Source organism: Wenyingzhuangia sp. IMCC45467 (genome assembly GCF_054111205.1).
On sequence record NZ_CM134196.1, the window covers coordinates 2,801,185 to 2,823,649 of the forward strand.

Consider the following 22,465-nt stretch of genomic DNA (forward strand, 5'->3'; position numbering starts at 1 on the left):
AACTGAGATGAAAAATATTAAGAATTTATATAAAATTACGATGTTGTCAGTAGTATTGCTTATAACATCTTGTACAAGACTTGAAGATTCAAATTATCAAAATCTAATAGCAGATGAGTTTACACCCACGTCAAGTGATATTGCTGCTTTAGTTAGTTCTGCTTATGTAGATTGGAGAAATACGCTTTTATTATGGAATGGTATATGGAGGTCTCAAGAAGTAACGGCCGATGAGATTGTTATTCCAGCACGCCCTAATGGATGGGTAGATGGAGGAGTTTACAAACGTTTACATCAACACAGATGGACAGCTGAAGATGATCCTGTAAACCAAGGATGGTTTAGAACTTATAATGGAATTACGAATTGTAATAAAATTATATTTCAAATAGAGTCAGGATATGTGCCACTAAAGGAAGAACAGTTAGCTTCCTCAATTGCAGAATTACGAGTGTTACGTGCTTCTTATTATTACTTATTGTTAGATTTATATGGTAATGTTCCTATCGTTACAGAATTTGATGTTCCTGAAGGGTTTTTACCAGAGCAATCTACACGTAGTGAAGTTTATAACTTTATAGTGACTGAAATTACAGAAAGTCTAGATGATCTTGTTGAGGATTCCAGTGCAGAAATGTATGGAAGGTTTAATAAATGGGCAGGGTATTCTTTGTTGGCTAAAGTGTATTTAAATGCAGAAATTTATAGTGGTACTCCACAATGGCAAAAGTGTATAGATGCATGTCAGGAAGTAATTAACTCAGGGAATTATATTCTTGAACCTAATCAAAAAAATGTATTTGTTACAGAGAATCAAACCTCTAAAGAAATTATTTTTGCTTTAGCAATTGATGATAATTATACCACATCTTGGAATACGTTTGATATTCATTTACAAACCCTTCAACCAGCAAATCAAGCAACTTATGATTTAGAATTAACGCCTTGGGGAGGTATGGCTGCAATTCCGCAATTTATTAGTTCGTTTGATTCGGAAGACAGTAGGTTAACTAATAATTTTATTTATGGGCAGCAATATGCGTCTTCTGGTGAAATGCTAAATGTTCAATTAGGTTCCTTTAGTGGAGATCCTCTTAATTATATAAATGAAATTCCAAGTGTCGATAGGTCAGAATCAATTCATGGATATCGTTTTGGGAAATTTGAAATTGAAAAGGGGAGTACTAATATTTTAAATAATGATTTTCCTGTGCTTAGATATGCAGATGTCTTAATGATGAAAGCAGAAAGTTTGCTAAGAACACAACGTGAGTCTGATGCTGCAGCCATTGTTACACAAGTTAGAGAAAGAGCTTTTAAATCTAACCCTAGTAAAGCAATTGTTACTGGAGCAGAACTTTTAGGAGGTGCTATCTATGATTATGGGTTAAGAGACGAAAACAATACTACAAATGAAGGTGGAACCGATATCCAATTTGGTCGTTTTCTAGACGAATTGGCATGGGAGTTTAATCAAGAAGGTCATCGTAGACAAGATATGATACGATTTGGAGTGTTTACCACTAAATCTTGGTTTTCTCATACCCCTACAGGAAATCACAGAATCCTTTTCCCTATTCCACAACAAGCCTTAAACAACAATACCAATTTAGATCAAAATCCAGGATATCCAAATTGATTTATAAATAAGTAGTTCAAATTAATAATCAACTTAAAAATTATGCATTTTAAATTATTTTCATTTATTTTTTTTCTATCAATTGTTTCTATTCAAGGGCAGAATAAGTATGTTAAAACAGAACATGGTCTTAAAGCAGAAATAGATTCACTTGTCATCGAATTACAATTTTATTCCTCAAAAAATGTTCGCGTTTTAAAGTCTAAAAAGGACTTTGATTTTGAGAAGAACAGCCTTTCGGTAATTGCTAAACCTCAGAACATAACGTTCAAAATTTCAGAACCTGATGCTCACAGAGTAGTTCTTAGGTCGGATGATTTATGTGTATCACTTAATTTAATTTCTGGTTCCATAAGTTTTCAGGATTTGCACGAAAACTTGCTTTTAAAAGAAAAAAGTAATGGAAGCTATTTAGATTTTAAAATGGATGTAAATGAGCCTTCTTTTCGCGTGAAGCAAGAATTTCAGCTTGATAAAGATGAGTTTATATATGGTTTGGGTCAATTTCAAAAAGGTAAAATGTCACAACGTAATCAAAAGTTGTTTATGCGTCAGGATAACAAAGAAACTGTAGTTCCTATTATTCAGTCTAATAAAGGTTATGGTGTTTTTTGGGATAATTATGCACCTACAACTTTCTATGATAATGCTGAGGTTACTTCTTTTGAATCTGAAGTAGGTGAGTTGATTGATTACTATTTTATGTATGGTAAAAATGCAGATGGTGTTGTTAAGCAAATACGTTCGCTCACTGGTGAAGCTCCTATGATGCCTTATTGGACCTTTGGTTACTGGCAGAGTAAAGAGCGCTATGAAAGTCAAGAGGAGACTGCAAGCGTTGTAAAAAAGTATAGAGATTTAGGGGTGCCTATTGATGGTATTATTCAAGATTGGCAGTACTGGGGAGATAATTACCACTGGAATGGAATGACCTTTGGAAACCCTACGTTTCCCAATCCTGAAAAGCTAACTAAAGAAATACACGATCTTAATGCTCACATAATTATTTCGGTATGGGCATCTTTTGGACCCAAAACAACTCCTTTTAAAATATTAAAAGATAGGAATATGTTACTTGATTTTACTACCTATCCTGAGCGTGCAGTAAATTACTGGCCAGCAAAACCAGATGATCCATTGGCAGGTGTAAAAGTGTATGATGCTTATAACCCCGAAGCCCGTAATATTTATTGGGATTATTTGAATAAAGGAATTTTTTCAAAAGGTGTAGATGGATGGTGGTTAGATTCTACAGAGCCAGATCATTTAAATATAAAAGATAAAGATTTTGATACACAGACCCATTTAGGTTCGTTTAGAAAAGTACGTAATGCATTCCCATTAATGACGGTAGGTGGTGTTTATGATCACCAAAGAGAAACAACTTCAGATAAACGTGTATTTATATTAACACGTTCTGCGTTTGCTGGTCAACAGCGTTATGCTGCCAACTCATGGTCGGGTGATATTGTTAGTAACTGGGAAACTTTAGAAAAACAGATAAGTGCAGGTCTTAATTTTGTGTCAGCTGGTATACCATATTGGAATACAGATATAGGAGGGTTTTTTGCTTGGGAATATCCTGAAGGAATTAAAAATCCTTCGTTTCAGGAATTATATGTAAGATGGTTACAGTATGGAGCATTCACCCCTATGATGCGCTCTCACGGAACTACAACTCCACGAGAAATTTATCAATTAGGAGAACGTGGTGATTGGAATTTTGATGCTGTAGAAAAATTTATAAATCTACGTTACAGGTTACTACCTTATATCTATTCAGAATCATGGCAAGTAACTTCAAATGCTTCAACTTTAATGAGACCTTTATTTATGGACTTTTCTCAAGATAAAAAAGCACTTGATTTAAACGATGAGTTTATGTTTGGTAAATCAGTACTTGTAGCACCAGTTACAGAGGCGATGTATACCGAAGGGAAAAACGATTCTTTAGCGACATTTGATAAAACAGGAACAAGTAAATTGTACTTACCAGCTTCAACAGACTGGTTTGATTTCTGGACAGGTGAGAAATTTAAAGGAGGTCAGGAAATTGAAAAAGAAGTGCCTATAGATATAATGCCACTTTATGTGAAAGCAGGTTCAATAATTCCACTGGGGCCAAAAGTGCAATATGCAAATGAAAAATTAGGTCCAATAGAAATTCGTATTTATCCTGGAGCAGATGCTCATTTTACTTACTATGATGATGAGCGTGATAATTATAATTATGAAGAAGGTGCTTATGCAACTATAGACTTTACTTGGGATGATTCTAAAAACAAGCTAACCATAGGAAAACGTGAAGGAAAGTTTAAAGGATTGCCAAAGAATATTGAATTTGAAATTTTAAAAGTACAAGATAAAAGTTCTTCTGGCATTTTCCCTACATCAGCTAAAAAGAGTGTCATATATACAGGGAAATCTAAAACTATCAGAATTCAGTAATAACCTAAATTATGATAATATAAACTAAATAATCTATGAAATATGACTATACCTAGATTTTATCAAATTCATAGTTTAAAATCAATAATAAAATTGATTTTAATTATAAGCTGTTCATTGTTTTTATTAGATGGATATGGGCAAACAGCAAGTATTAGTGATAATATTATTGCTCAGCCTACCGCAGATAGAGTTGTATTGTTTGATGTGACAGACTCTGGAATATCAAAAACAATACAATTTGGAGCAGATCTTGCTTGGCCTAGTAGAGAAAATTTTAGAAGAGCACTTCTTTTTATGGGGAAGGATCAAACCGATGTAGCAAGAGTTTCATTTCAGCCTACACACCCACTTGTTGATGGAGATTTACAGCAAGAACAAATTGATGCATTAAATTTTCGATTAGGAATTGTTGAGGCTTATGCATCTCCAGATGTTAAGATTGTAATGAATTCAGATGCAATTTCTGTTGATCCATATTTCTTAGGGAATGCTGTTAATTGGAAAAACTTACTAAAAGCAAACGCGAAAAGGATTGAAGATAGAGGATTTCCAGTGATTAGTATTGGGCCTATGAATGAACCGGATTTAGGTCCAGAGCAAGGTTCAATTCAAGATTTTTATGACATTGTTGTAGAAATGAAAAACGACCCTTATTTTGATGGAAAACGTATTTCTGGTGGAAATACATTGAATACAGATAAAGCATTAGAGTGGTATGATTTTTTAAAGCCATCTGGTATTAACGAAGGAAATACACATCAACTAGCTGGTTCTTTTGATAATTATGCGAATTTTTTCGAGCAGGTACGTGCCAATGGAGATTATGCTTCTAATGATGAACTTCACAATGTTATGGAGGCTCTAGTAGGTTATGAATATGGTATGCAAATGGGTATTTGGTGGGGGCCAGCAAATTATGCTCGAGGTGAAATGGTTAAAGCTTTTGATGGAGAAAGAATTGGATATGCAGAACACCGATCAAAATGGACAGCTGCAGCAGTGTATCGTACACCTGATGGGAAGGTTCAAGCTTTTGGAGGTACATCAGAAAGACAGGCAAATACCACTAGTTTTAAGTATGTTTCAAAAGACAGGATGGTTTATTACGATGGTTATGGACCACAACGTGAATTTGTTTTAGAAATGCCAGGGGGAACTGGTTATCAACAAGGACAATCAAATGCAGAACGTGTAATAAATGTTACTTGGGGTGAAGATATTCAACCTGTAATAGATGGTCTGTATAAACTCGTTAATAGAGAAAGCGGAGAGGTAATTCTAGTAAGCGATAATCCCGATACAAATGGTGCTAATGTAATATCAGGAAATTATACAGGGATTTCTACTCAAAATTGGAACGTTACTCCTGTTGATTCTAGAATAGGTGGAGATTTTAGCTATTGGAGAATTTCTCCAGAGTCTGGTAATAATAAATTTATGGAAGTTAGCGGTTTTTCTTTGGAAAATGGTGGAAACATTCAGCTGTGGGATAAATTCGATACTGGAAATCAACAATGGTATTTAGATTATTTAGAAGAGGGATGGTTTTATATAAGAAATAGAGAAAGTTCTTATTGTATTACTGTAAATAATGACGGGAATATGGTGCAGAATGAGAAAACTAATAGTTTTAATCAACAATGGCGTTTTTTACCTATAGATGCACCTATAGAATTTAATGCTCCAGTTGCTCCAACAGGTCTTACTGCTATTGCAAATAAAGTTTCTGTTAAATTAGAATGGACAGCAAATGCTGAATCAGATTTGGCTAGCTATATTATTTTACGTGCAGATACTGCTGGAGGAAATTATAATACCATAGCTAGAAGTGTAACAACTACTGCTTTTATAGACAACACTGTTGATGCTGGTAATACTTACTATTATAAAATAATGGCAGAAGATCATTCTTTAAATCGTTCTGATTTTTCAAATGAAGTTTCTGCTACTCCAACAGGAGAACAAGATCTTGTAGCTCATTATACTTTTGAAGGAACTACAAAAGATGCAACTGTAAATCTTAATCACAGTGCCGCTTTTGGTGAGGTGTCATATGTAGAAGGAAAATCAACTTTGAATGCTGTAAAATTAAACGGTTCTGATAATTTTATTCAATTACCTGCTACAATTGCTAACCATCAGGAAATTACTATAGCAACTTGGGTTTATCGTCAAGATAGTGGAAAAGATAGACGTATTTTTGATTTTGGAAATAATGAAGATGAAAGCATATACTTGTCTCCGTCAAACGCTTCATCTAGATTGTATTTCGGTCTTAAAAATAATGGTAGTGAACAAAGTTTATCATCATCGGAATTACCTGCAGGGCAATGGTCTCATGTAGCTATTACTTTAAGTAATGATAATGCTGTGTTATATGTGAATGGTCAAATGGTAGATGAATCTACTTCTATATCTATTAGTCCAAATGATTTTAAACCTATACTAAATTACATAGGACGAGGGCAACATTCAAGCATTCCTTTTAATGGTAGAATAGAAGATTTTAGAATTTATAACTATTCATTATCTGCTGAAAAAATAGCAGAACTAGCCAAAATTGAAATAAATTTTCTTGTAAGTAGTAAAGGTGAAACTTGTTTAAATAAAAACAATGGTGAAATTACTATTGTTGCAGATGTTGAAGCTAATCATATTGTTACCGTTAATTCAGAGAGTTATGATTTTACAAATAAAAAATTAGTAATTAAAGACCTAGCTCCAGGCACATACGATGTTTGTCTAATTTCACAAGTAGATGATTTTGAACAATGTTATATAGTAGAAATATTAGCTAGTAGTCCAATTACTGGTAAATTTTCAAATTCGGGTAATAAAATTCATGTTGAGGTTAGTTCGGGGACTGCTCCTTATCTTGTAAAAGTTAATGGAAATAAGCAATTAGAGACTTTTGAAAAAGACTTTAATGTTACTGTGAAAAATGGTGATTTGCTTGAAGTAAGTTCTGTTAATGAGTGTGAAGGAAAGCTTACTAAAAGTATTACTTCTTTAGCTGCTGTAAAAGTTTTTCCTAATCCGTTTCAAGGGAGTTGTGAAGTGTTAGTGCAAAGCGATGCTGAATTTGTAGAATTATCTGTGTATAATGTGAGTTCTGCTTTGGTTTCAAGAGCTAATTATAAACTTGTAAACGGTAAGGCTATTCTGAATCTAGAAAATCAAGCTGCAGGAGTTTACTTTGTTAGAGTGAGTGCTCATCCTCAAGAAATCATACTTATAATAAAAAAATAAAATTAAGATGAAATACTATATATACCTTTTTACATTCTGTATGATATCGTTATTCTCTTGTAGCTCTGATGAAGAAGAAACAATAACAATACCAGATGGAAATATAGCTCCAGATATACCACTATTAGTTTATCCATCTAATAATTTAGTTTGTATAGAAAATGTTTTAAAATTCCAATGGAGTCCTGTAATAGACCCAGAAGGAAGTCTTGTTAATTACGAAATACAAATTGCTAGAGATAATATATTCACAGAAATTGTAAGTACACTCAAAACATCTAATACAACGTTAGATATATCATTGTTTAGAGGTGTTATGTACTATTGGAGGGTTAAGGCTATTGATGATGAAAAAGCCTCTAGCGACTATTCAGAGGTTTACAATTTTTACACAGAAGATGAAGGTGAGCTAAACTATCTTCCTTTTGCTCCTACTCTAATTTTCCCAGAAAATAATTCAGAACTAATAGAAGATTCTGTTACATTAAATTGGTCGGCAGAAGATGCCGATGATGATGTTTTAGTTTATGATATCTATTTAGGAACAGATAAAGCTGATTTACAGATAATAGCAGAAAATTTAAGCGAAGTGAAATATGATGCTGTACTAAATACCAAAACTTCATATTACTGGAAAGTGGTAGCTAAGGATGGAAAAGGAGGTTCAACCATTAGTCAAGTATGGAGCTTTGTAAAAAATTAAAATTTGAGATTTATAAAATAAAGTTTAAATAAAAATATAATAAAATGAAAAAAATAAAACACGATTGTTTGAGATTTTTAGCATCAATGATGATGGTATTCTTAATTTTTGGATGTGAAGAATCTCAATTACCAGAGGAAACTTTACCAAACTCTACAGCTTATTTTTCTTTTGAGCCAGTAGAAAATTCATTGACAGTTAATTTTAATAGTATCACAAATTTTGCTGAGACTTTTGAATGGGATTTTGGAGATGGTCAAAGTTCTACTGAAGCAAACCCAGTACACACCTATGCTAATGCTGGTAGTTATATAGTAACTTTAACAACCAAAGGTAAAGAAGGAACAACACCTGCTACAAAATCTCTTGAATTAACTTTAGAGAAACCAATTCCTCACCCAATAGCAGATTTTTCTTTTGTAGCTAATCAAGATAATTCTCTAGAAATACAATTTACTAGTACTACTACTAATGCAGAAACATTTGTTTGGGATTTTGGTGATGGTAATACATCTGGAGAAGAAAATCCTAATCACATCTACGATGTTATGGGTGACTATACAGTAACATTAACTGTAGGAGGTATTGAAGGAACAACACCTGCTATAGTAACAAAAATAGTAAGTATTATACCCGAAGATGATCCTAATTTAATAAAAGCTGCTAATTGGACAATTCAAGCCGACCGTGCTGCTGGAGGTGTAAATGTAGATGTAAATGGTAATACAGTTAGTTTTTCAGGTGATGGAGGTTTTAAAGGTTCTCATGCTTTTCAAGAAGTAATTGTTGAAGCAGGTACTTATAAATTTAGCGGTACTTTTGTTATTAATTCACTTATTGATGAAGTATGGTCTGAGCTCTTTTTTAGTACCGTAATGCCACAAGAACTTCAAGAGTTTTACCGAGGAGATGAAATTAAGGTAAGATATAATACATGGGATGGTAGCCCTAAAGAGGTTGGTACGTATGATTTTCAAGATGTAGATGTCACAGGTAATTTTCCAGAGGATAAATTGTTTACATTTGATACAGCACAAACTATTTATATTGTGTTGAAAAGTGGATCTGGACAAGCCTATAATATAAGTTGGACAGATATCTCTTTTGAAAAAATAGATTAAATATATTTAATAATAGTAAAAAAGCTCTAAGAAATTAGGGCTTTTTTTGTCAATAATAAGTTATGTTGTTTCTGGAGTTCTATTCAGAAAAGTAGTTTACCAAAGTTAATAATGAATGATGCTTTAGAAATATAAGAAAACGGACTCAAAAAAGTAAATTCATGTCATCAGCTAAAATTATTGATAATTATATGTTATAATATTTTCATCCAGAATAACTTACAGGTCGGCTACAAAAAATCCTGTAGAAAGTTTAAGAGATGAGTAAAGAAATATGTGTTTAATTAAAATTAGTTGCATTAAGATGTTTTTGAAAAAAAGCATACATTTTTTTAAGGTCTTTTGTTTTTTGGGGAACAGCATGTCCTTTTCCGTAGTTAACAAGTGTTTTGTTAGGGATGTTTAAACGATCTAATTTAGATTTTAAATATTGGTATTGTACCAAGTAATCAGGACTGTCATCTGTATTATGGAAAAATAAAACAGGAGTTGTGTTGGTGGTTTCTATTAAATATTCGGCTCCCATGGTTTTCCAAAAAGCGAGGTTTTCTTTTAAGTTACCCCATGCCCACGGGCATCTAAGTTCTAGGTTTTTATCACCATCATTAAGAGTATTATAAATAATGGTATAGTCAAATATTCCAGGACCAAGAGCAGCAGCTTGAACTCTGTCAGAAATACCTATGTGGTAACCTGTGTTTTCAAAAGCTGAAACAGATTTGTCTCCAATAGCCATAGATCCTGCTGTAGATCCTCGTGAAAAACCATAAATTCCAATTTTATCTGAAAGGTTTAAACTTGAACCTAAAGCTCGTAAAGTTCTAACGGCAGATTTTACTTTTTGAGCTGTATCGGGATTGGTTTGATAAGATTTATAAGTATCGTTTTTTCCGTTTTCGGGTTTTCCACTTCCCCATGAACAATATTTTGGATGGTCAGCAATAGCCCAAGCAAAACCATTAGCAGGTGCTCCTTCTAAAAAAGAATCATTAAATCCTGCCAAAGTATAGCTTAAATTTTGTCGTTGATGTTTGTTAGCATCGGTGAGTTTTTTTAAATCGCTATTATAAGTTGCGTAACTGTTAGCATAAGAAAATGATAAAATAACGGGAACTTTTGTTTTAGGGTTTGATGGGTATATAATGTCCATATACAGTAAATCTCCATCAATATATTCCTTAGGTCTGTTATAGATCTTAGGGTTGTCTTTAAAGTAAGGCACATCACGTGCAATTCTATAACCTTCAAATAAAATGTATGATCTGATATTTGAAAAGTTATCAAGCCCACAAAAATTATTAGAAGCCATGGCATTGTTAATGGCAATAATATCTACATTAATTTTTGGAGAAACAGCACAAGTGTTATGATTGTAATCTAATTCAATGACTCTGTAACCATTAGATAGTAGCCATGTTACATCTTGTTTGTTGGTGTTGTTCCCATTTTTTTTGAATCCTAAATTTTCAAGGTATACAACTGTCATTGGTTGTTGGTAAAAATCTAGAATAGGATTTTTAGCATCTGTAATTTTATAATTTATTTCTTTGTCTATAGCTATACTTTTCCAAGTTCCATGTAAACTTGCCCAAGAAGAAGTTGAAAAAACAAAAATGAATATTGTTAAAATATATACTTTAAAAGTTGGAGAGGTATTAAGCACAGAGTTTTATTTTTTGTATTTACTTGGGTTGGTTCCAATGCGTTGTGAAAAAGTAGAGGTGAAATGTTGTAAAGATGAAAAACCACAAGCAAAAGCAATATCAGACATACTCATGTTTTGGTTGTTGGTAATTAAATCAATAGCCTTTTCAATTTTTAAGTTGATGATAAAACTGTTAGGAGGGTATCCTGTTAATTTTTTTACTTCATAAGTAAATTTGGTTTTTCCCATTCCAAATTTGTAAGCCAAATCATCAATAATCCATTTTTTATTAATGTCTGCTAAAATCATTTGAGACAAGTTGTCTATAAAATTGTCTTCTTCATCAATTTTTTGTTTTCTAAAAGCAAGTTGTCTATGTATTTCAATCAGTAAATTTTCTATTAAGTTACCTACAATAATTTCATAACCATCTTCTTCGTTAGAAAGTTCTTTTTCTAATTCTATAAAATATTTTTTAAACGTTTTGGCTTTTTCAATCACTAAGTTACTGTCATCGGCAAGTAAATTCCCTAAACTTTCTTGAAATGATTTAGGAAGCTTTGTCCATGAACCTAAGTTTAAAGGGGTGTCTGGTGTGTATTCTTCGGGTTTAATAACCAGCCAGTTTATTTGTCCAATATCCATTTTTCCTTCAGGGCTTCCATTTAATTGCCAAGGAGCTGTAATAGATAAATTGTCTGGTAATAATTGTATTTCATTGTCATCAATTACCCAGTTGTATTTTCCACTATGTACAAAATGTATTTCTATACCATCATTTAAATGGGGTTTCATGTTATCATCAATGTTTACTTTAGAAAACTTCATGCTTCCAAAATGTTTAATAAAAGGCATGTTTTTAATAGGTCCTATATTTTCTGCATGCCACCAAACACCATGATTTCCAGGTTTGTTTTTCTTTTCTGGTGTGTCTTTTGTCGGGGAGTTTTCCATGTTAAACTTTTAAAAATCAATTAATACTAGGGATGGTATTGGGCTGTAAGTTTGTAAAATTTTAAATATTAAATTTATAAAATTGACCATCGTTTAAAAATAACACTAATTTATTGTTAAAATATCAATATTGCGATGTTTTAACAAATGTTTCATTATTAATGTTTTGTTGTAAAAGAGAAAAGGTATTCTCTATTAAACGCAAAAAAATAAAACTAGTTATAAACAAAATTATTAATTCTTTTAATTGATAGCGAGTAGAATAATGTGGAATTGAACTTTTGGTGTAAAAGATTAAAATTTCAATACCTTGTTAGTTAAGAAAATTAATAATTATTAAAAAAATAAAATGAAAGCTCAAAAAATATATAAATACACTGTTTTTTTACTGCTATTATTTGTAGGACTTACAAGTAGTGCTACCGAAATATGGGTAAGTACTACAGGTAATGATAAAAATATAGGTTCTAAAGAATATCCTTTAGCTAGTTTAAATATGGCTTTGCGAAAGGCAAGGAATATGAGACGTTTACACGATCCATTAGTGAAGAATGGAATTTATATAGTTTTAATGGATGGTGTTTACGCTTTAGAGGAGCCAGTTTTTATTCGTCCAGAGGATTCAGGTACAGCTGAAAGCCCAACAATTATTAAAGCTGAAAATAATACTAATGCAGTATTGAGTGGTGGAATTCAAATTAAAAATTGGAAAAAAGCTCAAAAAATAAATGGATTAAAAAAAGGAACTGTTTGGGTGGCCGATGCTCCTGTAAAGGCAGGTGAGGTTTTAAATTATAGACAAATTTGGGTAAACGGTAAAAAAGCGACCAGAGCAAAGAATACCTCTGGAGATGCTATGGATAGAATTTTATCTTGGGATAAAGCATCACAAACTTGTGTGATTCCTTACCAAGACAAGTCTGTAAAGTTTGAGCCAGGAATGGAAATGTTCATTCAGCAATGGTGGGCTATAGCCAATTTACGTATCAAAAAAATGGAGGTTGATGGTGATAAAGCTCAGTTGTTTTTTGAGCAACCAGAAAGTCGTATTCAGAGTGAGCATCCTTGGCCAGCTCCATGGATTTCTGAAAAAACAGGGAATTCAGCTTTTTATTTAAACAACGCATTGTCTTTGCTTAATGAACCAGGAGAATGGTATTTAGATAGAAAAAAAGCAAAAATTTATTATTACCCTAGAGAAAATGAAGATTTAAAAACAGCAACGGTAACGGTCCCTGTTTTAGAAAGTTTAATAAAAATGGAAGGAACGATTGATGCTCCAGTGCATCATGTAACTTTTAAAAATATATCATTTAAGTTTAGTAGTTGGTTAAGACCTTCAAAACAGGGGCACGTGCCTTTACAGGCAGGTATGTATATGTTGGATGCATACAAATTAAAAGAACCAGGAACGCCTGACAAGGCAGGTTTAGAAAATCAGGCTTGGATTGGAAGACCACGTGCAGCTGTGGAGGTTAATTATGCTAATCATGTAAATTTTGAGGCTTGTTATTTTAAGCATTTATCCTCTACAGGGTTAGATTTACACAAAGGAACAAGCTACAATACTGTAAAAGGGAATTTATTTAAAGATATTGGCGGGAGTGCCATTAATGTTGGAGTGTTTTCTGATGAGGCTTTTGAAACTCATTTACCATATCAACCTAAAGATGAAAGGGTAATTACCACTAATGAAACTATTGTAGATAATTTAATAACAGATGTTACCAATGAAGATTGGGGTTGCTTAGGAATTAGTGCAGGATTTGTAAAAAATATTACTATTGCTCATAATGAAATTTCTGATGTTTCTTATTCTGGAATTGGATTAGGTTGGGGATGGACAAAAACAGTGAATATTATGAGTGGTAATAAAGTGATTGCTAATAAAATTCACCATTACGGAAAGCATTTGTATGATACTGCAGGGGTTTATACTTTGTCGGCACAACCAAATAGTGTTATAGAAAAAAATATGGTGTATGATATTTATTACAATCCATATGCACATGATCCATTTCACTGGTTTTATTTATATACAGATGAAGGTTCATCGTATTTTACGGTAAAAAACAATTGGGTGCCTGCCGAAAAATTCTTGCAAAATGCAAATGGTCCAGGGAATGTTTGGGAAAATAACAATGCTTTTGTAGGTGATGATATCAAACACAATGCAGGAGTTAGGGCTCCTTTTAAATATTTACAAAAAGAAGTTGTAGTTGATGAAAATTGGCCATTACAAGAAATTCCACATTTTGCTGCAGTAGAGTTGATAGGTGAAAATTTTGATGCCGATAAAATAAAATCAATAGCAAAAACCAATGGGGTGATTGATGCTCAATTCTATCAATGGAAAGATCACACGGTTTTATATGCCAAACTAAATCATATAGAACATTTAAAAAGTGAATTGAATTTAGCATACCCTAATGCAGAAATTAAAACTTACAACACTCCTTTATATCAGTTTAGTAAATCAGAAAGATGCGATGATACAAGCTTAGCAGCAGCATGGGATCATGTATTGCTAACTGCAAACTTGGTAGATGATGAAAAATTACAACAAGAGTATTTAGACTATCATAAAACACAGTTTAAAGAATGGCCAGAGGTGGCTCAAGGGTTTTGCAATGCTAATTTTCAGCAATTGCAGGTGTTTAAAAATGGAAGACAGCTAATGTTGATTATTAGTATTCCAAAAGGAGCGGATTTAGATGAGTTAAATCCAAAAACGACAGAAAACAATCCACGAGTAGATGATTGGAATGCTATTATGGCAAAATATCAAACAGGAATTAAAGGAACAAAACCCGGAGAAGTTTGGGTGTTTTTAAATAAATTAAATTAACTACAAATGTTAAAAATAGCTATTCTAGGTCTTGGTGAAGGACGTAGTACGATGTCTGCAGTTTTGCAAAGTGAAAGGTTGGAGTTGGTAAAAGTGTGCGATATAAACGAGCAGCTTTGTGAGCAAAGAGCTAAGGAATTTGATTTTCCTGCTTATACTACTAATTATAATGAATTATTAGAGGATAAGTCCATAGATATTATAGCTATTTATACACCAGATTACTTACACGCAAGTCATATAAAACAAGCTTTGTTACATGGTAAACATGTAGTTTGTACAAAACCTTTTATAGATGATTTGTCTAAAGCAAAAGAGTTGCTTGAGTTAGCAAAAAAAACAGGTAAAAAAGTATTTATAGGCCAAAGCTCTAGGTTTTTTGAACCAATGAAACGTCAACGTGTAGATTTTGAAGAAGGGGTTATAGGAGATTTAATTACCATAGAAGGACATTATCATGCCGACCATCGTTGGTTTTTAGAAAAAGAATGGTCTTTGTTAGATGCTTTTAAATGGTTATATGGTGGATTGAGTCATCCTGTAGATTTTATCAGATGGTATTTACCAAACATAGAAGAAGTAATGGGATATGGTATGGTAAGTAGCAATGCGCAAAGTGCTGGTTTAAAAAATGAAGATACCATGCATTTTATTTTTAAAGCTACTGATGGACGAATAGCAAGGGTAAGTGGGGTGTATACATCGCCAATACAACCCACCAAAAGAGATAGTGGTTTAACTTGTATTTTAAGAGGGACTGAAGGAGCTAGCCAAGCAGATTACCATGAATTACGTTATTCGGTAACAACCAAAGAAGGTGAAGAAAAAATAGTTCATTGGGGAGATGATAAACTAAAATATTATTTTAGATTTCAAGGTCAAACCCATCATGCAGGAGAGTATCAAAATTATTTAGAATATTTTGCAGATAGTATTGAGCAAGATTTTACTGCTTATCCAGATATGGAAGAAGGAGTGGGAACAGTTGCTTTGTTACAAGCAATGGATAGGTCATTATCAACAGGATTACCTGTAAAAGTAGCAGATATTAGAGCAGAATTTAATATATAAAAAATAGGTTTTATAGAGTATGAGTCAAATCAGTAGTTTTTTAGAACCCATAGATTATCTTGTTATTGTTGGATATCTTATTTTATTAGTAGCTTTTGGATATTATATTTCTTTTGTAAAAAACAAAAAAACAGATGCCAGTTATTTTTTAGCAGGAAACACTTTAGGATGGCCAAGTATTGGACTAAATATGTGGGGAACCAATGTAGGGCCTTCTATGTTAATTGCTTCAGCAAGTGTTGGTTTTACTACAGGAATTGTAGCAGGTAACTTTGCATGGTATGCTTTTATATTTATTTTGTTATTGGCGGTAGTATTTTCTCCAAGATATTTAGGAGCCAACGTGGTTACTTTACCAGAATTTATGGGGAAGCGTTTTGGCGATTCTACACGTAATATTTTAGCATGGTATACACTTATTACTATTTTAATTTCTTGGTTGTCATTAACCCTTTTTGCAGGGGGGATTTTAGTACAGCAGTTGCTAGATTTACCTATGTATCTTTCTGTAATTTTAATGGTGATTTTATCGGGGTTTTTTGCGGCTGCCGGAGGATTAAAAGCCATAGCTTATACCAACGTTTTTCAAATGCTATTACTTATTGGAGTTTCTCTTTTATTGGTTGTTATGGGAATTAATAAAGCTGGTGGTTTAGAGCATATTTATAACAGCACTCCAGGTTCTTATTGGAATTTATTACTTCCTGCTGATGATGTAAATTATCCTTGGATTGCTATTCTTTTAGGGTATCCTGTGATGGGAGTTTGGTTTTGGTGTACAGATCAATCTATGGTGCAATCTATGTTAGGGGCTAAAAATTTAAAAGAAGGTCAGTTAGGAGCCAACTTTATAGGTTGGTTAAAAATATTAGATGTTCCATTATTTATTTTACCAGGAATTGTCTGCTTTGTGTTGTTTCCTGAATTGAAAAATCCAGATGAAGCATATATGACAATGGTTACCCAATTATTTCCATCGGGTTTAAGAGGATTGATTATTGTGGTGTTAATTGCAGCTTTAATTAGTACTATTGGTTCTGCATTAAACTCTTTAAGTACTGTGTTTACCATGGATGTTTATGTTAAAAAATACGAACCCAAAGCAAGTCAAAATAAAATAGTAAAGGTAGGACGATTGGTTACTTTATTTGGTTCTATACTAGCAGTCTTAATTACTTTAGCCATTAACAGTATTAAAGGATTAAATCTATTTGATATTTTTCAATCAATTTTAGGATTTATTGCTCCGCCAATGTCTGTTGTGTTTTTGTTTGGAGTTTTATGGAAGAAAACCACTACAAAAGCAGCCAATTTAGTGTTGACTTTGGGAACCATAATTAGTTTAGGAGTTGGAGTGTTATATTTATGGGTATTTCCAAATCAGGTATACCAATGGCCACATTTTTTATTGTTGTCTTTTTACATTTTTGTAGGACTTTCAATCATGACTTATTTGGTTTCTATTACAGATAAAATAGCTCAAGATAATCATGATGTATTGTTAAAGATTGATCCAAAAGCAAAACCAGACAATCAAGTTAAAATTTTATGGTTGGCTCTTACAATAGTTATGATATTATTATATGTGTTTTTTAATGGACATTAATCAATAAAATCTACACTTAACTAAAATGATATAAAACTCATTTTTAAACTTAAAATAGTTCACAATTATGTGTCACAAAATATCAACATCAGTATTCAAAATTTATTTCGGAATACTGTTTTTGTTTTCAACTTCTTTATTTGCTCAAACCAATAACAAAGAAGCTACTTGGATTTGGTATCCTGGAGATTTTGAAGTTTGGTTGAGCAATAAAATGCAAGTAAGACGTACCGAACGAGAAGCAGTGTTTCCGCCGCTTTGGAAATATTACAGTCCATATGCTTTGGTTACGTTTCAAACAGAAGTTGATATTCCAGAAGCGGATAATATTAAAATAGTATCCGAAGGACCTTTTCAATTATTGGTAGATGGAGTCCAAATTTATGGGCAACCAAAATCACTTAACATTCCAGCTGGAAAGCATAAAATTTCTTTAAAAGTATACAATCAAGAAGTATTACCAGCTATTTATATTCAGGGAAAATACATCAAATCCAATCAAGATTGGATGGTTACCAACGAAGATAAACTTTGGATAGATGAAGCAGGAAAAGCGCAACAATCTGGGACGCCATGGGTGTATGTTGGATCATGGAATTTTAACGCTCCTAACAACAAGCCTTCTGAGTTTAGATTGGCAACTGAACCTTGGACAGCTAAAGAGTCTAAAAAAACAGAGAATGGGGAATTGATAGACTTTGGAAAAGAAACGTTTGGTTATATTAAAATTCATGGTTTAAAAGGAAAAGGAAAATTAGCCTTGTATTATGGAGAGTCTAAAGAAGAGGCTTTAGATACTACTAAATGTGAAACTTTGGATCATTTATATTTTGATGGAAATCAATCAAAAACGTACACTCACAATGGTTCTAAGGCGTTTCGTTATGTTCAAGTTCAAAAAGATGCTTCTGTAGAATACGATTCTATTTCTATGTTGTATGAATATTTACCATTAGAATATCGTGGAGTCTTTAAATCATCAGATAAATTATTGAATGAAATTTGGGATGTATCGGCATATACCATGCATTTAACAACACGAGAATTTTTTATTGATGGAATTAAGAGAGATCGTTGGGTGTGGTCCGGAGATGCTTATCAAAGTTATTTGATGAACTATTATTTATTTTTTGATTCTCCATCTGTAGAAAGAACCTTATTGGCACTACGTGGTAAAGAGCCTGTAACGGCTCACGTAAACACTATTATGGATTATTCGCTGTATTGGTTTGTGGGAATTTATGATTATTACTTGTATACTGGTGATACAAAATTTATAGAAACATTTTACCCAAGAATGAAAACCTTAATGGAGTACTGTTTGGGTAGAAGAAATCAACATGGGTTTTTAGAACCTTTAGAAGGAGACTGGGTTTTTATTGATTGGGCTGATGGCTTACCAAAAACAGGTGAGGTTAGTTTTGAGCAAATGTTATTGGCTAGAAGTTTAGAAGCCATGGCAGTAAGTGCAAAAATTGCTGGTGAGACAGCCGATGAAAAACAATATCAAAAACTGGCAGAAGAATTAAAAGAACAATTGTTTGAGGTGTTTTGGGATCAGGATGAAAATGTTATGAAACACCAACGTATTGATGGTAAAATGCAAGACATCGTAACCCGATATGCCAATATGTTTGGAATCTTTTTCAATTATTTTGATGAAGAACAAAAACAAAGTGTAAAGAATAAAGTATTGCTAAATGATGACATCCTAGAAATCACCACACCTTATATGCGATTTTATGAGTTAGAAGCACTTTGTGCTATGGGAGAACAAGAATTTGTATTAGATGAAATTCGTGATTATTGGGGAGGAATGCTAAAAGAAGGAGCCACATCTTTTTGGGAAAAATACGATCCAAAACAACAAGGGAAAGAACATTTAACCATGTATGGCAGACCTTATGGGAAAAGTCTTTGTCACGCTTGGGGGGCAAGTCCTATTTATTTGTTTGGAAAATATTACTTGGGAGTACAACCTATTTCCGCTGGATACGAAACGTATACAATTGAACCTAATTTAGGTGGTTTAAAGTGGATGGAAGGAAAAGTGCCAACACCTAAAGGAAATATAGAATTGCGTATCAGTACCAAAGAAATGAATATCAAAACAGTTAGTGGAGAAGGAACTTTAATTATTCATAGTAAAAGCAAACCAAAAACAAACTTGGGTACAATTACGCAAGTAGATAAAAACAAGTATCAGTTAGTACTAGTGGCTAATAAAGAATATCAAATTCAATACAAAGCATTATAATTTAAGGGAATGAGCAAATTTATTTACAGATTATCTATTCTTTTGGCAGTTGTCAGTTTTTCGACAAAAGCTCAAAATACAGAAACTCAAATTCAGTATTTATCAGGTAAAGGATATCAAGATACCAAAGAGTGGGAATTTAAAATTTCTGACGGGAGAAAAAGCGGAGAATGGTCAACCATTAATGTGCCTTCTGTTTGGGAACAAGAAGGATTTGGAAAATATCAATACGGAATTCGTTTTTACGGAAAAGCTTTTCCAGAAGGAATTGCTGATGAGGTTGGAGAATATAAATATACGTTTGAAGTCCCAAAAGCATGGGGAAACAGACGTGTAAAAATTGTTTTTGATGGTGCTATGACCGATACAAAAGTTAGAATTAACGGACGTTCGGCAAGTGATGATGAACATCAAGGAGCTTTTTACAGATTTAAATACGATATCACAGATTTATTGAAATTTGGAAAGAAAAACGAGTTGAGTGTTGTGGTGAGCAAAGAGTCTAAAAATGCCAGTGTTAATTTGGCTGAAAGACGTGCAGATTACTGGAATTTTGGTGGAATTTTCCGTCCGGTTTTTTTAGAAGCCTTGCCAGTAACACATATCAATTATACATCGTTAAAAGCGGAAGCTGACGGAACTTTTGAAGCCAATGTGTTTTTAGGAAATGCGGCTTCAAATATACGAGCAGAGATAACTGTCTTAGATATCAACGGGAAAAAAGTAGGAAATACCATTAAGGCTGATATCGTTGGTAGTGGAGATAAAATTCATCTATCAGGAAGTTTTAAAAATATCAAACAATGGACTGCAGAAACACCTAATCTTTATAAGGCAGAAATAGCTATTTATAAAGGGAAAGAATTGTTGCATAACATTTCTGAGGCTATTGGATTTAGAACTATTGAAATCAGAAAAGGAGATGGAATTTATGTCAACGGTCAACGTGTGTTGATGAAAGGGGTAAATCGCCATAGCTTTTGGCCAGAATCTGGTAGAACTTTAAACAAAGAATTAAACTATGCAGATGTTCGTTTGATCAAAGAAATGAACATGAATGCAGTGCGTTTATCTCACTATCCACCAGATCCTGAATTTTTACAAGCTTGCGATGAACTTGGACTGTATGTTATGGATGAGTTAGGAGGATGGCATGGTCATTACGATGATGCGGTAGGAAAAAAGTTAGTGAAAGAAATGGTTACTCGTGATTTAAATCACCCAAGTATTATTTTTTGGTCTAACGGAAATGAAGGTGGATGGAATATCAATCTAGACAATCAGTTTGATATTTGGGATTTACAAAAACGTCCTGTGTTACATCCACAACAAGAACACAGTGGAGTAGAAACCATGCATTATCGTTCTTATGGAGAGACATTAGAATATTTTAGAGATGATAATATTTTTATGCCAACAGAATACCTACACGGATTGTATGATGGTGGTCATGGTGCAGGATTTAATGATTATTGGGAAATTATGAGAAAACATCCTAGAGGGGCAGGAGGTTATCTTTGGGTATTTGCCGATGAGGGAATTGCTCGTACCGATCAGGATGGAAGAATTGACAACCAAGGAAATTATGGTGCCGATGGAATTGTAGGGCCACATCACGAAAAAGAAGGTAGTTTCTTTACCGTGAAAGAAGTTTGGTCTCCGGTGATGATTATGGAAAAATCAATCTTATCAAAAGATTTTGATGGAACGTTTACTTTAGAAAATCGTTACGATTTTACCAATACAAATACTTGTACTTTTGAATATGAATTGGTGAATTTTAGTTCTCCTTTAAATGGAAAAGCAGAACGAAAAACACTTCAGAAAGGAAAAATTTCATCACCCAATATTCAACCACATGGAAAAGGAAATTTACAATTAAATCTTCCTAATAATTGGCAAGAAGCAGAGGTATTGTACGTAAAAGCCATCAACAAAAACGGAAATGAATTATGGACTTGGGATTTTACATGGGACAAAAAAACAACAGATAAAAAAGAAGCTACAGGAAAAGTAGATTTAAAAGAAACAAAAGAGTTTTATGCTGTTAAGGCAGATAAATCTGAAATTAAAATTGATAAACTATCAGGGAAATTAACTGAGGTAATTCAATCTGGAAAAACCATTAGTTTAACCAATGGACCAAAAATAATCATGGCTCGTAGAGGGGACAGAACGTTAGATGGAACCATCAATCCAGATTTTTTAAAAGGAGAAGATAGAATTTATAAAGAATTTTCTTGTTGGGATGAAGAAGTAAAATGTTCTGAGAATTTATTGAATATTGATGCAAAAGAAGAAAACGGAAAAGTAGTGATTACTGCAAGTTATCACGGAATTCTTCAAAAAGTAGTTTGGACTATTGATGCGGATGGATTGATTCAGTTAGACTATGAATACGAGTACAATGGAGTGGTAGATTTAGCAGGCATGTATTTTGACTATCCTGAAGAAAAAATGAGAGCTAAAAAATGGTTAGGTGATGGACCTTATAGGGTTTGGCAAAACCGTTTAAAAGGAACCACTTTAGATATTTGGAAAAACGATTATAACGATCCTATTCCAGGGGAATCATTCAATTATCCTGAGTTTAAAGGATATTTTAACAATTGGCATTGGGCGGAATTTACCACTGAAGAAGGGCAAATTTATATTGAGAATAAAGATACGGATACTTATTTAGGAGTGTACTCACCACGCGATGGACGTGATGCTTTGTTGTATACCATTCCGAATACAGGAATTGCGGTGTTAGATGTAGTGCCTCCAGCAAGAAACAAAGTAAATGCTACCGATTTGTTAGGGCCTTCATCACAACCAAAATGGTTAAGTGGTCTGCAAAAACGTACAGTTTATTTAAAGTTTAAAAAATAGATTAATTATAGAGTTATTGATGAGAATATAAAAATGTCGTCAACCTG

At 33.0% G+C, this 22,465-nt stretch carries 12 protein-coding genes; 10 read left to right on the plus strand and 2 right to left on the minus strand.

From position 1 onward, the window contains the following. Nucleotides 1–7 precede the first annotated feature (7 nt). The 5 genes from ACXGQT_RS12045 to ACXGQT_RS12065 are packed head-to-tail and all read left to right on the plus strand — an operon-like array spanning nucleotide 8 to nucleotide 9,163. A complete protein-coding gene (locus tag ACXGQT_RS12045; RefSeq protein WP_457828840.1) occupies nucleotides 8–1,639 on the plus strand; it encodes a RagB/SusD family nutrient uptake outer membrane protein in 1,632 nt (543 codons plus the stop codon). Nucleotides 1,640–1,681: 42 nt separating this feature from the next. Continuing rightward, nucleotides 1,682–4,087 (plus strand): TIM-barrel domain-containing protein, encoded by a 2,406-nt coding sequence (locus ACXGQT_RS12050; protein WP_457828841.1) that lies wholly within the window; start codon nucleotides 1,682–1,684, stop codon nucleotides 4,085–4,087. Between the two features lie 42 nt (nucleotides 4,088–4,129). After that, on the plus strand, nucleotides 4,130–7,339 hold the full coding sequence (locus ACXGQT_RS12055; RefSeq protein WP_457828842.1) for a LamG-like jellyroll fold domain-containing protein: 3,210 nt from the start codon (nucleotides 4,130–4,132) through the stop codon (nucleotides 7,337–7,339). Between the two features lie 7 nt (nucleotides 7,340–7,346). Next, entirely contained in the window at nucleotides 7,347–8,042 is a 696-nt protein-coding gene (locus ACXGQT_RS12060; protein WP_457828843.1) for a hypothetical protein, read from the plus strand. A 44-nt stretch (nucleotides 8,043–8,086) separates the two neighbouring features. After that, a complete protein-coding gene (locus tag ACXGQT_RS12065) occupies nucleotides 8,087–9,163 on the plus strand; it encodes a PKD domain-containing protein (RefSeq protein ID WP_457828844.1) in 1,077 nt (358 codons plus the stop codon). Between the two features lie 280 nt (nucleotides 9,164–9,443). On the opposite strand, the gene ACXGQT_RS12070 is transcribed toward ACXGQT_RS12065, so the two are convergent. Both ACXGQT_RS12070 and ACXGQT_RS12075 read right to left on the minus strand, forming a co-directional pair. Continuing rightward, nucleotides 9,444–10,826, minus strand: a complete 1,383-nt coding sequence (locus ACXGQT_RS12070) for an alpha/beta hydrolase family protein (protein WP_457828845.1) — start codon at nucleotides 10,824–10,826, stop codon at nucleotides 9,444–9,446. 6 nt (nucleotides 10,827–10,832) lie between these two features. After that, a complete protein-coding gene (locus tag ACXGQT_RS12075) occupies nucleotides 10,833–11,762 on the minus strand; it encodes a helix-turn-helix domain-containing protein (protein ID WP_457828846.1) in 930 nt (309 codons plus the stop codon). A 349-nt stretch (nucleotides 11,763–12,111) separates the two neighbouring features. Here ACXGQT_RS12075 and ACXGQT_RS12080 point away from each other — a divergent pair, with 349 nt between their 5' ends. The 5 genes from ACXGQT_RS12080 to ACXGQT_RS12100 all read left to right on the plus strand — a co-directional run bounded on the left by ACXGQT_RS12080 (nucleotide 12,112) and on the right by ACXGQT_RS12100 (nucleotide 22,418). Beyond that, nucleotides 12,112–14,610, plus strand: coding sequence for an L-rhamnose mutarotase (locus tag ACXGQT_RS12080; RefSeq protein WP_457828847.1), 2,499 nt, complete (start codon nucleotides 12,112–12,114; stop codon nucleotides 14,608–14,610). Nucleotides 14,611–14,616: 6 nt separating this feature from the next. Next, on the plus strand, nucleotides 14,617–15,681 hold the full coding sequence (locus ACXGQT_RS12085) for a Gfo/Idh/MocA family protein (RefSeq protein ID WP_457828848.1): 1,065 nt from the start codon (nucleotides 14,617–14,619) through the stop codon (nucleotides 15,679–15,681). 19 nt (nucleotides 15,682–15,700) lie between these two features. Beyond that, the gene (locus ACXGQT_RS12090; protein WP_457828849.1) at nucleotides 15,701–17,287 is read left to right on the plus strand and encodes a sodium:solute symporter family transporter; all 1,587 of its coding nucleotides are present in this window, start codon (nucleotides 15,701–15,703) and stop codon (nucleotides 17,285–17,287) included. Nucleotides 17,288–17,354: 67 nt separating this feature from the next. Beyond that, the gene (locus ACXGQT_RS12095; RefSeq protein WP_457828850.1) at nucleotides 17,355–19,544 is read left to right on the plus strand and encodes an alpha-L-rhamnosidase-related protein; all 2,190 of its coding nucleotides are present in this window, start codon (nucleotides 17,355–17,357) and stop codon (nucleotides 19,542–19,544) included. A gap of 9 nt (nucleotides 19,545–19,553) precedes the next feature. Next, a complete protein-coding gene (locus tag ACXGQT_RS12100) occupies nucleotides 19,554–22,418 on the plus strand; it encodes a glycoside hydrolase family 2 TIM barrel-domain containing protein (protein WP_457828851.1) in 2,865 nt (954 codons plus the stop codon). Nucleotides 22,419–22,465 lie beyond the last annotated feature (47 nt).

Bases quoted from the DNA above. Each gene is read 5' to 3' on its own strand.
- ACXGQT_RS12045 (WP_457828840.1), top strand. From the start codon at position 8: ATGAAAAATATTAAGAATTTATATAAAATTACGATGTTGTCAGTAGTA.
- ACXGQT_RS12050 (WP_457828841.1), top strand. From the start codon at position 1,682: ATGCATTTTAAATTATTTTCATTTATTTTTTTTCTATCAATTGTTTCT.
- ACXGQT_RS12055 (WP_457828842.1), top strand. From the start codon at position 4,130: ATGACTATACCTAGATTTTATCAAATTCATAGTTTAAAATCAATAATA.
- ACXGQT_RS12060 (WP_457828843.1), top strand. From the start codon at position 7,347: ATGAAATACTATATATACCTTTTTACATTCTGTATGATATCGTTATTC.
- ACXGQT_RS12065 (WP_457828844.1), top strand. From the start codon at position 8,087: ATGAAAAAAATAAAACACGATTGTTTGAGATTTTTAGCATCAATGATG.
- ACXGQT_RS12075 (WP_457828846.1), bottom strand. From the start codon at position 11,762: ATGGAAAACTCCCCGACAAAAGACACACCAGAAAAGAAAAACAAACCT.
- ACXGQT_RS12080 (WP_457828847.1), top strand. From the start codon at position 12,112: ATGAAAGCTCAAAAAATATATAAATACACTGTTTTTTTACTGCTATTA.
- ACXGQT_RS12085 (WP_457828848.1), top strand. From the start codon at position 14,617: ATGTTAAAAATAGCTATTCTAGGTCTTGGTGAAGGACGTAGTACGATG.
- ACXGQT_RS12090 (WP_457828849.1), top strand. From the start codon at position 15,701: ATGAGTCAAATCAGTAGTTTTTTAGAACCCATAGATTATCTTGTTATT.
- ACXGQT_RS12095 (WP_457828850.1), top strand. From the start codon at position 17,355: ATGTGTCACAAAATATCAACATCAGTATTCAAAATTTATTTCGGAATA.
- ACXGQT_RS12100 (WP_457828851.1), top strand. From the start codon at position 19,554: ATGAGCAAATTTATTTACAGATTATCTATTCTTTTGGCAGTTGTCAGT.